Annotated in this window: 13 protein-coding genes and 1 pseudogene; 11 read left to right on the top strand and 3 right to left on the bottom strand. The window is 55.2% G+C overall.

All coding sequences use genetic code 11. The features are described 5' to 3' along the window. Positions 1 to 5: 5 nt before the first annotated feature. From C8D90_RS04835 to C8D90_RS04885, 11 genes are read left to right on the top strand one after another with little or no spacing between them, the layout of a single operon-like run. A complete protein-coding gene (locus C8D90_RS04835; protein WP_115457307.1) occupies positions 6 to 1328 on the top strand; it encodes an ATP-grasp domain-containing protein in 1323 nt (440 codons plus the stop codon). Beyond that, a complete protein-coding gene (locus tag C8D90_RS04840; RefSeq protein ID WP_115457308.1) occupies positions 1321 to 2589 on the top strand; it encodes an MFS transporter in 1269 nt (422 codons plus the stop codon). The genes C8D90_RS04835 and C8D90_RS04840 overlap by 8 nt, the downstream gene beginning before the upstream one ends. A 59-nt stretch (positions 2590 to 2648) precedes the next feature. Next, positions 2649 to 4004, top strand: a complete 1356-nt coding sequence (locus C8D90_RS04845) for a lysine N(6)-hydroxylase/L-ornithine N(5)-oxygenase family protein (RefSeq protein WP_115457309.1) — start codon at positions 2649 to 2651, stop codon at positions 4002 to 4004. Positions 4005 to 4038: 34 nt separating this feature from the next. Beyond that, positions 4039 to 5076 (top strand): NAD(P)/FAD-dependent oxidoreductase, encoded by a 1038-nt coding sequence (locus C8D90_RS04850; protein WP_230472974.1) that lies wholly within the window; start codon positions 4039 to 4041, stop codon positions 5074 to 5076. Positions 5077 to 5088: 12 nt separating this feature from the next. Beyond that, positions 5089 to 7353 carry a class I tRNA ligase family protein gene (locus C8D90_RS04855; protein ID WP_115457311.1) on the top strand — a complete coding sequence of 755 codons (2265 nt, stop codon included), beginning with the start codon at positions 5089 to 5091 and terminating at the stop codon, positions 7351 to 7353. Next, a complete protein-coding gene (locus C8D90_RS04860; protein ID WP_115457312.1) occupies positions 7350 to 10604 on the top strand; it encodes a non-ribosomal peptide synthetase in 3255 nt (1084 codons plus the stop codon). Before C8D90_RS04855 ends, C8D90_RS04860 begins: the two co-directional genes overlap by 4 nt. Then, on the top strand, positions 10601 to 12118 hold the full coding sequence (locus tag C8D90_RS04865) for an AMP-binding protein (protein ID WP_115457313.1): 1518 nt from the start codon (positions 10601 to 10603) through the stop codon (positions 12116 to 12118). The genes C8D90_RS04860 and C8D90_RS04865 overlap by 4 nt, the downstream gene beginning before the upstream one ends. Next, positions 12108 to 12392, top strand: coding sequence for an acyl carrier protein (locus tag C8D90_RS04870; RefSeq protein ID WP_115457314.1), 285 nt, complete (start codon positions 12108 to 12110; stop codon positions 12390 to 12392). Before C8D90_RS04865 ends, C8D90_RS04870 begins: the two co-directional genes overlap by 11 nt. 2 nt (positions 12393 to 12394) lie before the next feature. Continuing rightward, a complete protein-coding gene (locus C8D90_RS04875; protein WP_115457315.1) occupies positions 12395 to 13009 on the top strand; it encodes a GNAT family N-acetyltransferase in 615 nt (204 codons plus the stop codon). Then, positions 13006 to 14058: a C45 family autoproteolytic acyltransferase/hydolase gene (locus tag C8D90_RS04880; protein WP_115457316.1), complete on the top strand. Its 1053-nt coding sequence runs from the start codon at positions 13006 to 13008 to the stop codon at positions 14056 to 14058. The genes C8D90_RS04875 and C8D90_RS04880 overlap by 4 nt, the downstream gene beginning before the upstream one ends. A 23-nt stretch (positions 14059 to 14081) precedes the next feature. Continuing rightward, a complete protein-coding gene (locus tag C8D90_RS04885; RefSeq protein ID WP_115457317.1) occupies positions 14082 to 14561 on the top strand; it encodes an OsmC family protein in 480 nt (159 codons plus the stop codon). A gap of 58 nt (positions 14562 to 14619) precedes the next feature. Here the strand turns inward: C8D90_RS04885 and C8D90_RS22460 are convergent. From C8D90_RS22460 to C8D90_RS04895, 3 genes and pseudogenes are all read right to left on the bottom strand, one after another. Beyond that, positions 14620 to 14836 (bottom strand): annotated as a pseudogene (locus tag C8D90_RS22460) (integrase core domain-containing protein); the annotation flags it as partial. Between the two features lie 180 nt (positions 14837 to 15016). Further along, complete coding sequence (dbpA, locus tag C8D90_RS04890; protein WP_115457318.1) at positions 15017 to 16390, bottom strand: ATP-dependent RNA helicase DbpA; 1374 nt, start codon at positions 16388 to 16390, stop codon at positions 15017 to 15019. A 459-nt stretch (positions 16391 to 16849) separates the two neighbouring features. Further along, positions 16850 to 18307, bottom strand: a complete 1458-nt coding sequence (locus C8D90_RS04895) for an alpha/beta fold hydrolase (protein WP_115457319.1) — start codon at positions 18305 to 18307, stop codon at positions 16850 to 16852. Positions 18308 to 18720: the final 413 nt, after the last annotated feature.

The raw sequence follows: 18720 nt of genomic DNA on the forward strand, positions 1-18720 counted from the left end.
CCAGAATGAATACTAAAACGCCGCTGCCTGACGCTTTTGTTTTAACCGGTGCTTTTTGGGTTATTTGCCGTAATTCGCTTTATCTGACACAGCTTGCCGAACGCGGGCTGGCTATTTTGGTTTTAACGCCGGAGAGTTACCGCCGGCAGGTGGAAGAAGCCCGCAGTAATCCGGACAGCCCCGTCTCGCGGATTACCGATGTGGCGTATGCCGAAGGATCGCTGGACAAAGAGGCGTCATTTAACCCCAGTGTTGTTGCCGCCATACAGCAGTGGCGTACACGCTACCGGATTGTGGGCGCTTTTGCGGTGGGAGAGACGCTGGTTGAACCGACCGGCATTATCGCCGATGCCCTGGGCATCCGTTCTCCGGGGCTGCGCGCCACGCGTACCTGCCGCAGCAAATATCTCCAGCGTTTTTATCTTAACGCGTTCAGTCCGGATTCAGTGATGGTGCCGCCAGAGCAGCGCCACCGCATCAGCACGGAGGGGCTTGCTTATCCGCTGATCATTAAACCGGCTACCCGTCACTCCTCTTCCGGCGTCATCAGCGTCGATTCGCCGCAGCAGGCCAGCCGCGCATTAGCGGATTATCCCGCCCATGAAACATTATTGCTGGAACAGAAAATCGCAGGGCAGGAGTATTCGGTGGAAACCCTGTCGCAAAACGGCGTGGTGATTTTCGCCTCTGCGACCCATAAGGTGACGACGGACACCCATTCGAACACCTTTGTGGAGCTGGCGCATACGGTGCCTAACCCCGATAAAAACAGCGCGCTGCTGCTGGAAGTGACACAAAAGGTTCTGACTGCGCTGGACTTTGGTGACGGCATCGCGCATGCGGAATGGCGTGTAGACGCCAGCGGCCGTCCCTGGCTGATGGAAATCGCTTCGCGTACGCCGGGTGACGGTATTTTACCGCTGTATAACCTGGCGTACGGCCAACCCCTCGAGCCGGTTATTTTACGCATTATGCTCGGTGAACCGGCCGCTTTGCCCACCCCCGGGCGTATCGCCCGCCAGGTGTATCTGGAGCATACCCCCGGAATACTGAAAGACGTGCGCATAGACTGGCCGGGAGTGGAGATTGCCTGGCTTAACGATAACGATCCCTGGCCGGTTGTCCCGGCCGGCGGCCAGGATGATGAACCCACCCTGCGGGCCGTTTTCATCCATAAGCAACGCGGTGCTCGTCTAGAGCCGCTGCGCTCTTCGGAAGATCGTGCGGTGGTTTTCTTTATTGATGCGCGCAGTGCGCAAGAGCTGGATCGGCTGGAAAAACAGGTCAGGGAAAAAATTACGTTACATATTGAGGGATATCATGACTGATTCATCGTCCGCACCGGGCGTACTGGAAACATTTTCGCAAAGCCCGCTGTCATCAAAAGTTGTCTTGCTCGGCGTGATGATCAACCGGTTGTCCGGGTTTCTGCAAATCTTCATCGTGCTGTATCTGGTGTCGCTCGGCTATTCGCATCAGCAAACCATCATTGCGCTGGCGGTGTACGGCACTGGCGCCGTTATTGGCGCACTGCTCGGCGGCGCGATCAGCGAACGTTTCGGGCCGCGTCTTGCCAGCATGGTCAGCATGGGGGCGACCGCGGTGCTGACGGCGGCGTTGCTCTACCTTGACCATTTTATTTCCATCCTGATTGTCGTGGCGCTGGCCAGCCTGTGTGCCCAATTGTTCCGCCCGGCCTCTGCCGCCTTGCTGTCCTGGCAAACGCCGCCGGAGCGGCAAACGATGATTTTTGCCATTTACCGCCTGGGCCTGAACCTTGGGGCGACGGGAGCGCCGCTCATCGGTTATGCCCTTTATCACTGGGGCGGGGAGAGCTTTACGCTGCTGTTCTGGGGAGAGGCGATTATTGCGGCGCTGTACGCCGTACTGGCGATGCTGACCCTGCCGGGGAAAAACGACGTCGGGGAAATCAGTACGCGGGCCGGAGCGGATAAAACGGTCGCGGGCGGCTACCTTGACGTGCTGGCTGACCGGCGTTTCGTCTTATTTTTACTGGCGACCTTCTGCCATTCCGCGGTTTACGTGCAATACATCACCACGCTTCCTCTCTACGTTGAAGACAAAGGGATTGCGCTGTTCTGGTACACCCTGGCGGTATCGCTCAACGGTATAATTGTTATCTGCTTTGAGCTGTTCATCACCAAGTTCACCCAGGGATACAACAAACGTTATGTACTGGCGTTCGGTTTTGCGCTGATTGGCGCAGGCGTTGCCTTTTATGCCGTTCCTATCGGCCCTGCGGCGCTGATTGTCGGCACACTGATTTGGTCGTTGGGGGAAATCATCTCCGGCCCTTCCTTTTTTGCTTTTCCGGCGAACGCCGGCCCGGGTCACCTGAAGTCCCACTATCTGGGCAGTTTTCACTTTATGTTCAGTCTGGGGATCGCGCTGGGGCCGGTTATCGGCGGTTGGCTTTATCTTTCGCTGGATACGGCCTTCTGGCCCGTCATTGCGTTGGGCTCCATCTTCGCGGCCCTGGTTTGCGGGGCGTGCGTCAAAGAACCCGCCCCGGCGCCGTTGAAAACAGAGGCCGGTACGTCAATGACGTCCAGTGAGGCTATCGAGTAGTTAACGATCCCGGATTCATTATCCCGGATGAAATATCTCAAATATATAAGGGCGAATTTATGAAACAGGCATTAAACGGCGCACCTTCTCATTATACCCTGCTGGGTATCGGGGCAGGACCGGCAAATCTGAGTCTGGCCTCGTTGTTACATGATAAGCCAGAAATCAGTAATCTTTTTCTTGACCAGAAAGCCGCCTTTTCCTGGCACGACGATCAGATGATCGATGGCGCTACGCTGCAGGTGTCACTGTTTAAGGATCTGAGTACGCTGACCGATCCGACCAATAAATTTACCTTTATGTCTTATCTGCATGAGAAGGGGCGCATCTACCACTTTCTTAATGCACAGTTTGATGAGATCCCGCGCCGTGAGTTTCGCAATTACATGGCCTGGGCGGCGGAGAAAAACCGCAATGTATCATTCGGCGAACGTGTGTTACACATTGATTTTGATGGTGTATTTCGTATTGAAACCGACAAGCGCCAACTCACCGCCGATCATCTTGCCGTTGGCGTAGGCACCAAGCCCTGGGTGCCGGAATTTGCGGCGCCGTTGCTTGATAATTCGCAGTTCCACGTCAGTCAGTATATGAAGAAAAACCATAATACCGCGGGGAAACAGGTGGTTATTATCGGTGGTGGTCAGTCAGGGGCTGAGGTGTTTCTCGATCTGTCGTCGAAACCGGCAAGTGAGCGACCGGAGCGCATTACCTGGTTGTCGCGGCGGCGTAATTTTTTCCCAATCGATGATTCGACGTTCACCAACGATTTTTATATGCCCTGCTATTCTGAATATTTCAGTAAATTGCCTTTGCACCTGCGTCAAAAAACCAACCGTGAGAATATATTAACGTCTGACGGTATTTCCGAGTCAACGTTACGGGCAATTTATCAGAAGCTTTATTGCCTCCGGTTTATTACGCCGGGTGAACTTGAGTTTGATTTAATGACCAGCCGTTCGGTAAGCAATGTGGTACAAACATCATCAGGGCGCTGGCGGGTTGATTATAAACATCTGGATGTTGAACAGGCAGAACATATAGAGGCTGATGTTATTATCTGGGCGACCGGTTATGCGCCGGCGGAAAAAAACTTTCTGGATGGTCTGAAAGATCGGATTCATTATGAAAATGACGAATTCGTTATTGATGATGATTTTGCGATCGTATGGGATGGCCCCCGCCAAAATAATATCTTCGTGCAAAACGCGGTACGCGGCCAGCGCGGGCTGCCGGACGTCAACCTGAGCCTGAATGCATGGCGGGCGCAGCGCATAATGGGGCGGCTGTGCGGAGAGTATCCGCGCCAGCAAATATCTTCATTTATTGACTGGTCGCCCGGCGTTGATAATAACGGCGCGCATAAGATTAAGGATGACGTTATGCCGGAGAAGAAAATCATTACGGCGCGTTAAATATCATATTCCAATACAGTCTTAAAATATCATGATGAATAAAAACGATATTGCTATTATCGGCGGTGGTATTATTGGCGCCGTTATTGCCCGTGAGGTGATAAAACAATATCCGCAGGCAAGTGTTTCACTTATCGAGAGACAGTTGTGCGGTGCCGGAAGTTCATTTTATTCCGCAGGCGTTCATTTCCCCCGGGGCATAAGTGAACGCGTGCGGGAAATGTCCCGCCACAGCCATGATTATTATCAACCGTTTGTGGATGACGGGGCGCCTTTCTATTTTTTACCCATGGAGCTGGTGACCGGAAAAGCGCATTGGGAAGAGACGTGCAGTAATTACCTTCCCACTGCCGGGTTTGTGCTGTCGGAAAGCATGAATCCCCTGATTTATCTTTCTGAGGATGGCGGACAGGTCGTGCTGCGGGGAAAGGGTGCGCATTATGCCGATGTGTTTGCCCTGATCCAAAAATGGCTGCCGGTGCTGCGCTCGTCTGTTGCGGTACGTGAGGGACTGCGGGTGACGGCACTGCATCCCCGCCCTGGTGGCTATGACATAGCGCTCAGCGACGACACGGTTCAGGCGGCCAGTCAGGTGATCCTGGCGCCGGGCCCCTGGCTGGCTGAGCCGGCCTGGCGCGAGCGTATCGCCGGGCTGGGCATCCGGGTAAAAAAAATTGTTGCCGTCCATATTGCCAGCAAACCAGAGCCCGGCGCGCCCCTGACGATTTTCCATGATGAAGATGCTTTTCTGGTGCCGTGCCACAGCCGCGGGCATTGGTTGTTCAGCTATACCTGCCAGGAGTGGGATGTCCTGCCGGGGGAGACCGGGCCTCTGCAAGCCCGTGATTTGGCGGCAGCCCGGGAATTATTGCGCCGCTACGCGCCGGCGCTCGCCGGGGAAATCAGGGACGGCCGGGTTTTCTGTGATGCTTACAGTCCGTCGCGGGAGCCGGTCATCACCCGCCTGGATGAACACCTTATCTTTGCCGGTGGCGCTAACGGCTCCGGTTACCGGCTGGCACCCGCTATTGCCGCCGATGTTATTCACCTTTTAACGCAAACCGCTTTCTGAGGATGCCCGGATATGATCATTCATCGCTATGATGCCACACGTATGTCAAAGCAGTTCGGTATTGATATCAGCAGTATTGATGGCATGGATTTTCCTGCCGGCTGGGGCCGGGTCAGGCCCGGAGAGCGTTCGGACAGTCATCAGCATGATGAAACCGAAATGTTCGTGATCATCGCGGGAGAAGGGGTGTTGATCGTGGATGGTCACCGCTATCCGGTGACGGCGGGCTGTGCGGCGCAGTTTGCGCCCTTTGAGTCGCACGTGCTGGAAAATACGGGAGATAAAGACATTCTCTTTTTCCTCCAGTACCGCCGCGACGCTGACAGCGCCCGGCGTTCCGCCTCTTCACAGGAGCGGCAGGATCCCCGGCGCCCGCAATTCGTTTTTTCCACGCCGCCGACGCCAAACGGCGATTTGCATCTCGGCCATTTGTCGGGCCCGTATCTGGGGGCCGATGTTTATGTCCGTTATCAGCGGATGATTGGCAACCCGGCATGGCACATGACCGGCTCCGATGATTATCAAAGCTATGTCGTCGCACTGGCTGAACGTGAAAACACGACGCCCGCCGCCGCCGCGCAGCATTTTTCCCGCGAGATTTTGCAGACGCTGAAAATGATGGATATCGAGCCGGATCATTACACGGTGACCAATGATGCGCCCGGTTATGCTCAGGGCGCACAGCGCTTTTTCAGCCGTACACTGGGCGAAGATAAGGTGATTTTTGCCGAGAGCGCCGCCCTGCGTGACGCGCAGAATGGTAAATATCTTTATGAAGTTGACGTTTCCGGCCAGTGTCCCGGTTGCGGCGGCGCGACCAACGGCAACATCTGCGAAGAGTGCGGAGAACCCAACGTGGTCACGGATATGGCACAGCCGTTATCCAAGCGCTCCCAGCTTCCGCCTGAACATACCCGGGTAGCCCGTTATCTTCTGCCGTTGCACCGTTTTGAACAACAGATCGCTGAGCATCACAAAGTCGGCCGGGTTCCCGCCCGCATGCGTGAGCTGGCTCACCGGGTCTTTTCCCGCCCTGAATTCACCGTACCGGTGTCTCACCCATCCGAATGGGGGATCGCACCGGCAGAAGCTGAAGGCGAGGGGCAGGTTATTTGGGTATGGCCGGAAATGAGTTATGGCTTCCTGTACGACATCGAGCAACTGGGTAAAAAAATCAATCGTCCCTGGTCGGCAGATGAACCCGGTAAAGACTGGAAAATTGTGCATTTCTTTGGTTACGACAACAGTTTCTATCACAGCATCCTTTATCCGGCGCTGTATCACCTGGCTTACCCGGAATGGCAGCCGGACATTGATTATCACTACAACGAATTTTATCTGCTCGATGGCAAAAAGTTTTCGACCAGCCGCCGCCATGCCGTGTGGGGGAAAGAAATCCTGGCACCGCAGAGCGTGGATGCGGTGCGCTTTTACCTGTGCCTGACGCGCCCTGAGCAGGAGAGAACCAACTTCCGTCTGGCGCAATGGGAAGAGGAAGTGCGTGACACCCTGCTCGGCGAATGGCAGGACTGGCTGCACGATCTGGGTGAGCGGGTCAGTACGGCCTACCAGGGAAATGCGCCGGATGCCGGTATCTGGACCAAAGAACACGTCGCCTTTTGGGCGCGGTTGAACGGGTTGCTGCAGGCGATCACCGATGCGTTGAACCCCGACGGGTTTTCGTTGCGCAGCGCTGCCCGTCACCTGAAAACGCTGGTCACTGAAACGCGCGCTTTTTCCCGCAGTCAGCAGCAACTGGCGGGTATCGCACAATGGCGTGATGAATACCGTACCGCCGTGGCGCTGGAGCTCGCGGCCGCAAATCTGCTCTCCGCCGTTGCCCAACCGTTGATGCCGCGCTTCTCTGCCCGCCTGGCGGCGGCGCTCGGAAATGAGACCGCACAGTCATGGCCGCAGCAGGCTCAGTTGGTGACGCCGGGTAACCGCATTACGTTGCAGGAAACGCCTTTTTTCTGTGATCCACAAGCATGTGATCCACAAGAATGTGTTCCTCAGGAACCAGCCGGTCAGGAACAACCTAGTGACGTCCATTGGCAGTGGCTTGAGGAAAAACTGGGCGTTCTGCTGCCTGAAACCCGTCTGCACCCGACACATGTTTTATCTCAGCTGGGGGCGACCTCGCTGATGACCGTGACGCTGCAATATCAGTTACTTCATGAATACCAGGTCGATGTTCCGCTGGAAACTCTGCTGAATCAGCCGTTGGGGGAAATCGCCGGTCATATTGCACGCCAACAGCAGGGGGCTACGGCATGAGTATCAGCACGTTACTTGATCGAATCACCGGTGCCGGGCTGAGGATCAGCAGGCAGGGTGATAACCTGAAGCTGGAAGGTCTGACGAACGCGATTCCGCCGCAACTGGTAGCGGATATCCGTACGAACAAGGCGCAACTGCTCGCCTGGCTGGAAGAGAGCCAGGATACGTTTCCGCTGACTCCGCTGCAGCAGGCATATTACCGTGGCCGTGATTTGGTCACGGAAGGCGGGGGCGTGGCCAACCAGGTTTACCATGAGATCGAAGGCGTCTGGGACATTGAGCGGCTGGAGCAGGCATTGCAGCGTGTGGCGCAGGAGCATTCGGCGCTTCGCCTGCGGATAAGTGGTGATGATGCGCAGTATGAAAGCAGCGAACTGCCCCGTATCGCCCGCCGTGACTGGCAGGGGTTCAGCGACGGGGAGCAGCGTCAGATGCGTGCCCGGCTGCGTGAGGAGAAGTCTCATCAGATACTGTCACCGCAGGGTTCACTGCTGCAGGCAGAAGTGGTGATCCTTTCACCGGAAAGCATGGTGTTGTATGTCAATCATGACGGCATGATTGTGGACGGCATCAGTATGTTTTTACTGTTCCGGCTCTGGCACCAGCATTATCAAACGCCGCAGCCGCAGGCTGAATATCTGTCGTTCCGCCAGCACATCGCTGCCCGCGAGCAGGATAAACAGCACGCCGTCAGCGATCGTTCGCGGGATTACTGGCTGCGGCGTCTGGAATCATTGCCGAAAGCGCCTGCATTGGCGCAAAACCCCCGTCCTGCCACCGGGGCGCCCCGCTTCCGGCAGCATCTTGTCACTCTGGATGCGGCCCGCTGGCAGCAGTTACAACAGCAGACCAAAGCGCAGCAACTGACGCCTGCAGCCGTGCTGATGGCAGCCTGGGCGGAAACGCTGTACGTCTGGGGGGCCGGGGAGGATTTCACGCTTAACGTGACGATCTCTGAACGTCGCCCGATTCACCCCCGGGCCTTCAGCACCATCGGGCCGTTTTCTGTTCCGATGCTGACCGAGATTCATCTTGATCACCAGCATCCGTTTATTCAGCGCGCCCGGCGTTTGCAAGCGCAATTGCATCAGGATATCGATCACCGCTATTTTTCCGGCATTGACGTTATGCGAGAACTGGCGAAAACGCGCGGGCTGGCAGATGCGCGGATGCCGTACACGTTTAATTGCACGCTGGGCGCGTTGGAAGGGGTGAACGGCGATGCGCTGACGCTACTTGGCCGCGAGGTTTATACGCTGAGTCAGACGCCTCAGGTACTGCTGGACGTTTTTCTGTTTGAGCAGCAGGGGCAACTGGTCATCCGGCTGGACGGTGTGGAGTCGGCGTTTCCCGAAGGCTTCCTGGCCGCGATGGCGGAAGGTTTTGAGCGTATGCTGCTTTCGCTTTGTCAGCCGGAAAGCTGGCAGCGGGCAGTGTTTGATTTGCTTCCTGCCGCACAACGTCAACGACGGGAACAAATCAATGCGACTGAGGCGGAAATCCCGTCCGAACTGCTCGGCGATGCCTTCGTAATTCAGGCCCGCAGAAATCCGGATGCCGCGGCGATTTGTACGATGGCGCGGCAGATCGGTTACGGAGAGTTGTTGAACCGCGTCGCAGAAGCTGCGCAGTGGTTGCACGGTCAGGGGGTAAAGCGTAATGAACTGGTTGGCCTCATTGCGACCCGCGGGCCAGAGCAGATTATCGGCATTCTGGCCATTGTGCTGTCCGGCGCGTGTTATCTGCCCATTGACGCCGGTCTGCCTGAAGCCCGTCGCTGCTATATGTTGCAGGATGGCGGCGTTAGGGTAGTACTGACCAACGTTGACGCCGCCGCACCGCTGCCTTGCTTTGATTTGCGAACGCCCGCGGAGGAAATCTTCGCGTTGCCCGTGCGCGATGTTGCCGCAACGCAGGATGATCTCGCTTACGTGTTGTATACCTCCGGCACGACCGGCGATCCCAAAGGCGTGATGGTGACGCATCGCAACGTAGTGAACCTGATCGCCGACTGCCAGCGGCGTTTCAGCGTGCGTCCGGAAGATCGTTTCTTCGCCATCAGCGCTTTCAACTTTGATCTGTCCGTCTGGGACATTTTTGGTGCGCTGTCAGCCGGTGCTGCGTTGGTAATGCCAGATGCAGATCGGGCTGCTGATACCCAACATTGGGCGGAGCTCTGCCGGATGCACCAGGTCACTATCTGGAACTCGGTACCCGCCATTGTACGAATGATGTTTGACTATCAGCCCGGGCTGGTGGACAGCCTGCGTCTCATTATGATGAGTGGCGATCGTATTCCGCCAGATTTGCCGGCGGCCATGATGGAACGCCGTCCCGATATCGCGTACTGGTCATTGGGTGGGCCGACGGAAACGACCATCTGGAACATTTGCCATCCGATTTCGCCTGAGGACTGCAACGGAGAAAACATTCCTTATGGCCGCCCTAATGCCAACAACCAATGTTCGGTACGCAACGCACAGGGAGGTGAATGCCCCGATTGGGTGGCCGGTGAAATCTATGCTGCCGGCGCTGGGATTACCCGGGGTTACTGGAATGACGAAGTCAGAACCCACGAGCGATATCCCGTTGATGCTCATGATAGACAACGTTATTTCCGCACCGGCGATCTGGGACGCTATTTGCCCGATGGCGACATCGACATCCTTGGCCGGGTGGATTTGCAGATAAAAATTAACGGATACCGCATCGAGGCCGGGGAAGTCGAGAACGTGCTTACAACCCTGCCTGAGATTGCCCAGGCCGCGGTGGTTGCAGCCAAAGATGCGCAGGGCGATGTGCTGGTGGCGCACCTGGTGGCAGACGGTTCCCGGCCGGCACTGGCCGAACTGCGTCAACGCGTCGCACATTTGTTGCCGGATTACATGATCCCTGCGCACCTGGTATGGCATGAAGCCCTTCCCCTGAACCGCAATCAGAAAGTCGATCGCAAGGCGCTGTCCCAGTTTCCCCTGCTCGCCGACGTGCCGGGAGACAGCGGATCCCGGCAGGCCAATGGCGACATCGAACGTCAGTTGCAGACGCTGTGGCAGGATATTTTGGCCCGCGACAATATCGGGATGGAGCAAGACTTTTTCAGCCTGGGGGGCAACTCCCTCAAAGCCCTGCGTATTTTAACGTCGGTGCGTAAGGCGTTTGGCGTGGCGATGCCGCTGGAATCCGTTTACCAGTTTAATACCGTTCAGGCGATGGCGGGCCAAATCGCGGATCGCGGAGGAAAACTATGACGTTCTCCATCATAAATGAGATTGTTAACCGGCCGCCGGCGTCGGGTGGCAACCTGTACATCTCAACCCTGAGCGAACAAAAAACGATTTCGTTACGTGCGCTGTACCGTATGGCAGGACAGGTTGCCAACGGCTTGCTGGCACAAGGCATCACTGCCGGTGATACCATCGGTATCCTGGCGGATAACCGGCTCGAATGGGTATTGCTCGACCTGGCTGCACTGCGCCTTAAGGTGCGTACGGCAGGGTTTGATCCCGGCAAGTTCACCGCTGCGCCGTCGCTGGTGAAAAATTACCGGCTCAAGTGTCTGTTTACTGATAAAAATGTCGCCACTGCGCATCCGGCAATCTGTGATATCAACACCATCAGCGCATTTCCCGATGTTTATCCTGAAGACTTGCCCGCTGTTAGCTATGCGGCAGACGAGACAACCACCATCAAGTTTACTTCCGGTTCCACGGGCGTGCCGAAGGGGCTGGCGGCGACGGTCGGCAGTATCGACGCATCGTTGCGCGGCGTTCAGCGTCTGTTCGCTCATGGCCCGGATGACAGCCTTTTCGTCTTTTTGCCGTTATCGCTACTACAACAGCGATACTGGATCTATTCGGCGCTGAAATACGGTCATGACATTGTCCTGAGTAATTACCAATCAGCATTCGTTTTCATGGCGCAGCGGCAGCCGACCGTAGTGATGGGCGTGCCCGCGTTTTTTGAAACCGCGCGTCAGCATATTATCCGCCAGGGGGGCGACGACGCAGCAATGAAAGCCCATGCCCGCGCGCTGTTTGGTGAGCGAATCCGTTATTTATGGACAGGGTCCGCGCCTGCCGATGCTGCAACGCTCGACTTCTACCCGCGCATGGGGCTGCCGATTTATGAAGGGTACGGCATGAATGAAACGTGTATCGTCACGAAAAACCATCCTGGCGCCTTTCGGCCAGGCAGCGTCGGGCAGGTGATCGAAGGGAAAAAGGTGGTGATCGATGAAAACGGCAATGTTGTCGTCTACAGTGATTATCCGGTCAACACCCGCTATCTCTACGCTCAGGAGGGGGCTTCGGAGAAAATCTTTACGCCTGATGGGGGAGTACGTACCGGCGATATCGGATTTATCGACGAAGACGGTTTTTTGTATATCAAAGGCCGCTCGGACAACGTAATTGTCCTGGATAACGGCAAAAAAATCGACGTACAGCCCATTGAAGCCCGACTGCGTAATGCGGAGGTTATTGCGGAGTGCGTCATCTTCAGCCCGCAACAAACCGATCTGGTCGCCGTCGTTTCACCGGCGTCCGTCCCCGCCGATATTCCGGCGATTCATGCCGCACTGGAAAGCGTTAACGCGGTGACAGAAAAGGATGAGTTTATCAGCCGTCTTGTGATTGCCGGACAGCCGTTCAGCATCGATAACGGCCTGCTGACTTCTCAGTATAAACCCATCCGCAAGGCGATATTCGAACGTTATCAACATGAACTGAATACTACTGTTAAGGAGAGTCTCTATGTCCGTTAATCTGGAAAGCATCGCCCGACAAAAACTCGCCGCCGTGCTGACCTCTCCGGCAGAGATCGGGCAACTGGACGCCGGCGCCAACATGCGCGATGCGTATGGCCTGACGTCGCTGAATAAAATCTTATTCATCACGTCGTTGTGTCAGGAAGCGGGGATCAACCTTGCCGGACTGACGGAGGACGATCTGGCGCATATGAACACTCTGGGCGATGTTATCCGTATTCTGGCGCCGCTCGCTGATGCACCGGCGGCAAGTCACCAGCAGGGAGCATAAAGATGAACTGGCAAACGACGGCGTCAGCAACGCTGGAAAACGAGCACGTCATGCTGCGTCCCGTCCGTGAGGACGATCGGGAGAGCATTCGCGCCCTGGCGCGCGACAGTCATATCTGGCGCTATTTTGTTTTTCGCGTCAGCAGCGAGGAGGAGTTTGAGAACTTCTTCAATGCGATGCTCAGCGATCAGGCTACGGGAACGCGCGCCGTATTTATCGTGGTGGACAAAGCCAGCGGACAGATCGCCGGCAGTATGAGCTTCGGTAACATGGTGGAAAAAGAAGCCCGGCTGGAAATCGGCTGGTCCTGGCTCGGCGAGGCGTTTCGCGGCAAAGGGATTAATCGTTGGGCTAAATATCTGCTGATGCGTCATGCGTTTGAAGTGCTCGGCGTATTACGGGTGGAATTCAAAACGGATGTGCTCAATCTTCAGGCCAGAGCCGGGCTGCGTAATATCGGGGCAAAAGAGGAGGGCGTACTGCGCAGCTTCAACTTTATGCCGGATGGCCGGCGTCGTGATGCTGTCTTCTATAGCGTCCTTGCTGATGAATGGCCGCAGGTGAGTCATTCGTTACAGCACAATGCGAAAGTCAGTCACCGGCCGGAGGTGCAATGAGCGCCACGATCCCAATGATCAGGTTATCCGGAGATGCGCGCAGCAGAGGGGTTCAGCATGGTGAGCAGTGCCGGCAGGCACTGTGGCAATTTGCCGACGACCATCTGTGCCGTCTCAACCTGCTGAGTGACGTTACGTTCTCCCTGGCGGCGCTGGAGGAAAAGATCGGCCGCTATCGCCGGATCGTCACCCATTGGCTACCGGACATCGCGCAGGAAATTGACGGACTGGCCGTTGGTGCGCAAATGCCGGTGGCGTTGGCGTGGCTGCTGCAACTGCGGCGGGAGGTTCTCGGCTATAACCGGATTAACACGGGCGGGGACTGTACCACGATGTCTTCTCTGGCAAGCGAGCCCTGGCTGGCGCAGACCGTGGATCTGAACGGTAATCTGGATGATTTCATCCATATCCTGGCCTGCCAGGGAACCCGTATTCCCGCGCGGGTACTGAGTTTTGGCGGGCTGCTGGGGTATCTCGGTATTAATCAGGCAGGGCTGGCCGTCGGCTTGAATATGGTACTGGGTGGAAAATGGGAGCCGGGGATCCCACCTTATCTGGCGATCCGGCATATACTGGACACCTGCGCCAGCGCAGAAAAAGCGCTGGAGGTTCTGACCCGGTTGCCGCTTTCCAGCTCGCGCGCGTTTACGCTTTGTGACCGGCAACAGACTTTCTGCGTAGAAAGCCTGAACAACCAGTGGCGTATCGTTTCGCAGGGGAATATCCGGCAAGGCGGTGGCACGACGTCGCATACCAACCACTTCCTGCACCAGGACTTTTTAGCCGATGATGCGATTAATATTTTCGCGAAGAACTCGTCGCTTCAGCGACTGGCTAAGGCCCGTGAGTTTCTGGCGTTTGGATCGCATAGCGGTGAGGACTGCTTCATGCCGTTCAGCGAGGCCCCTTTGTGCGTGGCCGACAACGGCGATATTCGGCGTGAACGTACCGTGGCGGCAGCGGTGATGCTGCCGGAGCAGGGGATAATGCTGGTACGGCCGGGGAATCCGGCCGTGAATCAGACCCAATGTTTCTCATTTTCTGATTAATCAATGCTATTGAGGGCAAGCCTATGTCAAAGCATCTTCACTCTTACCAGGTTGCGCTGACCTGGACCGGTAACCGGGGAGAAGGAACGACGAGCTATAAAGCCTATGGGCGTGAGTATGACATCACGGGGAACACCGGCAAAGTGATGAAGGGCTCGGCGGATCCGCAGTTCCTGGGTGATCCCGCCTGTTGGAACCCGGAAGAGATGCTGCTGGCGTCCCTGAGCGCCTGCCATCAGCTTTGGTACCTGCATTTGTGCGCCGACGCCGGTGTCCGGGTATTGCGTTATGAAGACACTCCACGAGGCATTATGGATGAGCTGAGCGGGAAGTTTACTGAGGTGACGCTGGCGCCCAGGGTGGTGATTTCTGCCGGCTCTGACGCAGAACTGGCGGTGGAGCTGCATCATCTGGCCCACAAAAAGTGTTATATCGCTAACTCAATGAACTTTCCGGTGCAAATAACGTGTACCGATGTGGTGGTTCAGGATGCCATAACGTGAAATCAGGCAGGGCGAAACGGTAAGCACACCTGTTTTATAACCTGGTTCTTCTTGATATTTATGGGGTTTCATCCATCAGCCGATATTCTTGCGGCGCCAGGTTATTCAGGGAGTCATGGGAACGCGCCGTTACATCCGGTTAGCCGGTACTCTGTGATCTTCCATACTTCATTTAGGTGTTCTGAACAGGTAAAAACTCAGCGCTTCTGTACGACACGTCTGGCTAACCGTTGTATAGAAGTATTTTGTGTAGGTTTACCTGGCTTAGTAAACTCCGGCTAAAGGCCAGGAGTGTCTGGCAGTGGTACGCCGGCGACACTCCCCCTGCCCGTGCAATCACAGAAAATCCCATGTCATGACGCCATTTTTTGTATTTTTCTGCGGTTATTGATTAACCTGCGATGCTATCTTCCGCGCAATTGATAGTGATTTCTTTCATTGAGCGATCGTCTCATTTACTTTAACAACCTAACTTTCACTGCCTTCCCTTTTATTTTCCCCTGTTGCAACTGCTTCCACGCCTGACGCGCGACCGACTGCTTCACCGCCACGTACGCATGTACAGGATGAATCGCAATCTTACCGATATCTGCGCTTTCCAGCCCGATATCACCGGTTAAAGCACCCAGAATATCGCCCGGGCGCATTTTGGCTTTTTTACCGCCGTCGATGCACAGCGTCGCCATTGCGGCTTCCAGCGGAGCGATCCGCAGGCCGGTCGGCGCGGGCAGCCAGTTGACTTTTATGTTGAGCATATCTTCCAGCGCGTTGGCGCGCTGAGTCTCTTCCGGCGAGCAGAGGCTAATGGCCAACCCGCTTTCGCCGGCGCGGGCGGTGCGGCCGATGCGGTGAACATGCACCTCTGGATCCCACGACAGCTCGTAGTTCACTACCATCTCCAACGCTTTGATGTCCAGCCCGCGCGCAGCCACGTCGGTTGCCACCAGTACGCGGCTGCTGCCGTTAGAGAAACGCACCAGAGTTTGGTCGCGGTCGCGCTGTTCCATGTCGCCGTGCAGCGCCAGCGCGCTTTGGTTGCTGTCGTTTAGCGCATCGCATACCGTCTGGCAGTCCTTTTTGGTATTACAGAACACCACGCAGGAGGCCGGTTGTTCGCGGCTCAGCAGCTTTTGCAGCAGATCAATCTTTCCGCTGCGGGAAACCTCATAGAACTGTTGTTCAACCGCAGGCAGTTCGTCCACTGAGTCGATCTCAATCGTCAGCGGATCCTGTTGAATTCGGCGGCTAATGGCGGCGATAGCATCCGGCCAGGTAGCGGAAAACAGCAGCGTTTGACGCCGGGCCGGGGCATGGGAAATCACCGCGTCAATGTCGTCAGCGAAACCCATATCAAGCATTCGGTCGGCTTCGTCCAACACCAGAGTCTGTAGAGCATCAAGGTTTACCGTCTCCTTTTGCAGGTGATCCAGCAATCGCCCCGGCGTAGCAACAATGATATGAGGGGCATGGCTCAGCGAATCACGCTGAATATTGAACGGGACGCCGCCGCAAAGGGTCAACACTTTGATATTCGGCATGTAACGGGCCAGACGACGCAGCTCGTTTGCTACCTGATCGGCGAGTTCGCGGGTCGGGCACAGCACCAGCGCCTGAGTGTTGTACTGACCGGCCTCAATGTGCTGCAACAGGCCCAGGCCGAAAGCGGCGGTCTTGCCGCTGCCGGTTTTCGCCTGCGCTCGAACGTCTTTTCCTGCAAGAATTGCCGGTAACGCCGCTGCCTGAACGGGTGTCATGGTCAGGTAGCCAAGTTCGTTAAGATTGGAGAGTTGTTCCGCAGGGAGCGCGTTGAGTTCAGCAAATGAGGTCACAGTAAAAATTCCGGATGAAGTAAAAAAGCCAGTGGGCGGCAATGATACCATTCCTTTCCTGCTGTACCGTGATGAGTTTTTATCCTGTCGCCGTCGGGCAGCTATAGTTTGAATAGTGAACCTGTCTGAATAAGCCGCAGGCAAGAAAATGGCACGGTAAGTATCCCGTGCATAATCGTGCCATTCACATTTAGAGATCATCCGGCATCAGGAAAGCCTGTGCCCAAATGGGTACTCCGCACACAATCGCCTCAGCAACTGAACGGTCTCGAAGACCAATATAATCGTCAGGTTCCGATTGTGCAGGTGCAACCTGTTACCATTTCAATACCTTGCAACTTTTAAAAGGTGAGTATCATATTTTCTCTGGTTGGTATCCTGTTTTATGCCTCAGGAGCGACCGGATAATCCTGGCATTTGATCGTCATGATCACTCTCCTTCTGAACACCTAAAAGGTTTCACCGACAGACGCTATCGTTGCGCTTTTTATCAGGATTTATCAGATAATCCACTACCGTCTTATCCACACAAAGATTTGCTCCTGACAACACCAGCGTATGTCCGTCACCTTCCAGTGTCAGCAGCGGACTGCTGAATAGTGTGGCCATGGTTCGGGCATTATGCCAGGGTGTGGTGGGATCGTGCTGCTGCGCAACAAACAGTAACTGCGGCAGATGAGGTATATGCGCCGGGCGTTTGGCATGAACGTTGTTTTTCCACGGCCATAAGTCACACAAATCCAGTGAAGCCGGCTCCTGAGGCTGATAATTCGTCGCCGCGAACGCTTCCCTGATCAACTGGCGCTGACGGCGAATTTCACTCTGCCTGAATTCGCGCACAGATTGATCTGCGCAAGAGATAACGCTCAATGCGTCCGTATCACCAAATGATGCGGAATAATCCAGCAATCCGCTGACCTCTTTACTGACAATACCGGCACTGAGTTGTCTGACTGCTGTGGCCAAGGAGGGCCAAGATGAGCGCCATAGCAGGAGAGACGTTGTCAGTGATATCAAGTCATTGGCGGTTATCTGCCGCCCTTCGGCATCATATAGCGGCTGAGAGTGCAGTTGACTCAGCAGATTGCGATACTGCTGGGTAGCGAGCATTTTGTCTGATGAGAGAGGGCAACTGCCGGTTTCTGCACACCAGACGGCAAAGCGCTCGAAGGTATTCTGGTATCCCCGGGCCTGGTTACGCTGCATGGTGGCATCATCCTTTGCCTCCTCCAAGTCGACAACGCCATCAAGCACTATTGCCCGGACCGTCGAGGGAAAGCGTTCGGCGTAGAGTGCAGCAACCTGAGTGCCGTAGGAATAAGCCACTGCCGTCAGCTTGCTGTCACCCAGTGCCTGACGAATACGATCCACATCACTGACGGCTTCATCAGTACCGATATGTTTTAGTACCTCTACGCCCGTATTAGCTATGCAGGCTTTAAGCATATTGCGGGCATCCTGTTCTTGAGTGGTGACCGCGGCTGGTGCATTTTCTGGTATCGTGCAGTTAATTCTAGGGGTAGATTGACCAACTCCCCGAGGGTCATATCCCACGAGATCCCAGGATTCACGCAGGTCAGTGACTGGCCAGTCATTATCTATCCTGGGGTTTATACCCGGCATACCCGGACCTCCATTGATCACCACTAAGCTCCCCTTGCGTACACTTTTTGCTGGTAGCAGGGTCAATGCCAGTCTGACGGTTTTATCTGTACCGTATTCTTCAATACTGGTGCCATTTTTATACTGTAATGGCACCTCCAGAAAGCCACAACGCAGTTGGGGGGAGGGGGGAGAGTCGTTAAACCAAGAATGAAACTTGCTGTTTAAGCAGGACTCCCATTGAATTGAGCTAGCCTGGCAGCGGAACGGGATAATACCAACTATAAGTAATATCAATGATATCGTTTTTAACATAAAGATTCCCCAATTCTTCCATGATGCTGGCGATTTTAGCAATGATAAACTAAACCATTGCTAAAAGAGTCCGTACAATAAACAATATTTTCTGGGGTGACCTGCTCCCCATTGATTAACACATTGGGCTGCCCTATGCCCGGGAGCTCTATATTAAGCAGGTTTATTATCGTGGTGCAGAAGAATAGGTCGGCGTATTTTCATTCCGATGGTGATTGAAATGAAATGAAATGTAAGAGAGGTAATTACAATGTTGAATCACCATGAGATAAAAAGAGTAAAGGCGTGTCGGATCACTGACCATGCCGTCATTTAAGAGTGACGGTCAGGCAGGAGGTTTTCGTCTCGAGTTGACGATTAGAATGACTGAGGTAGCCTTTCGATAGACTGCACGCCATGGATATGATTGGTAC

The organism is Enterobacillus tribolii, from assembly GCF_003363015.1.
GTDB lineage: Bacteria > Pseudomonadota > Gammaproteobacteria > Enterobacterales > Enterobacteriaceae > Enterobacillus > Enterobacillus tribolii.

Coding starts and splice junctions, on each gene's coding strand:
- C8D90_RS04835 (WP_115457307.1), top strand. CDS start 6: ATGAATACTAAAACGCCGCTGCCTGACGCTTTTGTTTTAACCGGTGCT.
- C8D90_RS04840 (WP_115457308.1), top strand. CDS start 1,321: ATGACTGATTCATCGTCCGCACCGGGCGTACTGGAAACATTTTCGCAA.
- C8D90_RS04845 (WP_115457309.1), top strand. CDS start 2,649: ATGAAACAGGCATTAAACGGCGCACCTTCTCATTATACCCTGCTGGGT.
- C8D90_RS04850 (WP_230472974.1), top strand. CDS start 4,039: ATGAATAAAAACGATATTGCTATTATCGGCGGTGGTATTATTGGCGCC.
- C8D90_RS04855 (WP_115457311.1), top strand. CDS start 5,089: ATGATCATTCATCGCTATGATGCCACACGTATGTCAAAGCAGTTCGGT.
- C8D90_RS04860 (WP_115457312.1), top strand. CDS start 7,350: ATGAGTATCAGCACGTTACTTGATCGAATCACCGGTGCCGGGCTGAGG.
- C8D90_RS04865 (WP_115457313.1), top strand. CDS start 10,601: ATGACGTTCTCCATCATAAATGAGATTGTTAACCGGCCGCCGGCGTCG.
- C8D90_RS04870 (WP_115457314.1), top strand. CDS start 12,108: ATGTCCGTTAATCTGGAAAGCATCGCCCGACAAAAACTCGCCGCCGTG.
- C8D90_RS04875 (WP_115457315.1), top strand. CDS start 12,395: ATGAACTGGCAAACGACGGCGTCAGCAACGCTGGAAAACGAGCACGTC.
- C8D90_RS04880 (WP_115457316.1), top strand. CDS start 13,006: ATGAGCGCCACGATCCCAATGATCAGGTTATCCGGAGATGCGCGCAGC.
- C8D90_RS04885 (WP_115457317.1), top strand. CDS start 14,082: ATGTCAAAGCATCTTCACTCTTACCAGGTTGCGCTGACCTGGACCGGT.
- C8D90_RS04895 (WP_115457319.1), bottom strand. CDS start 18,307: ATGTTAAAAACGATATCATTGATATTACTTATAGTTGGTATTATCCCG.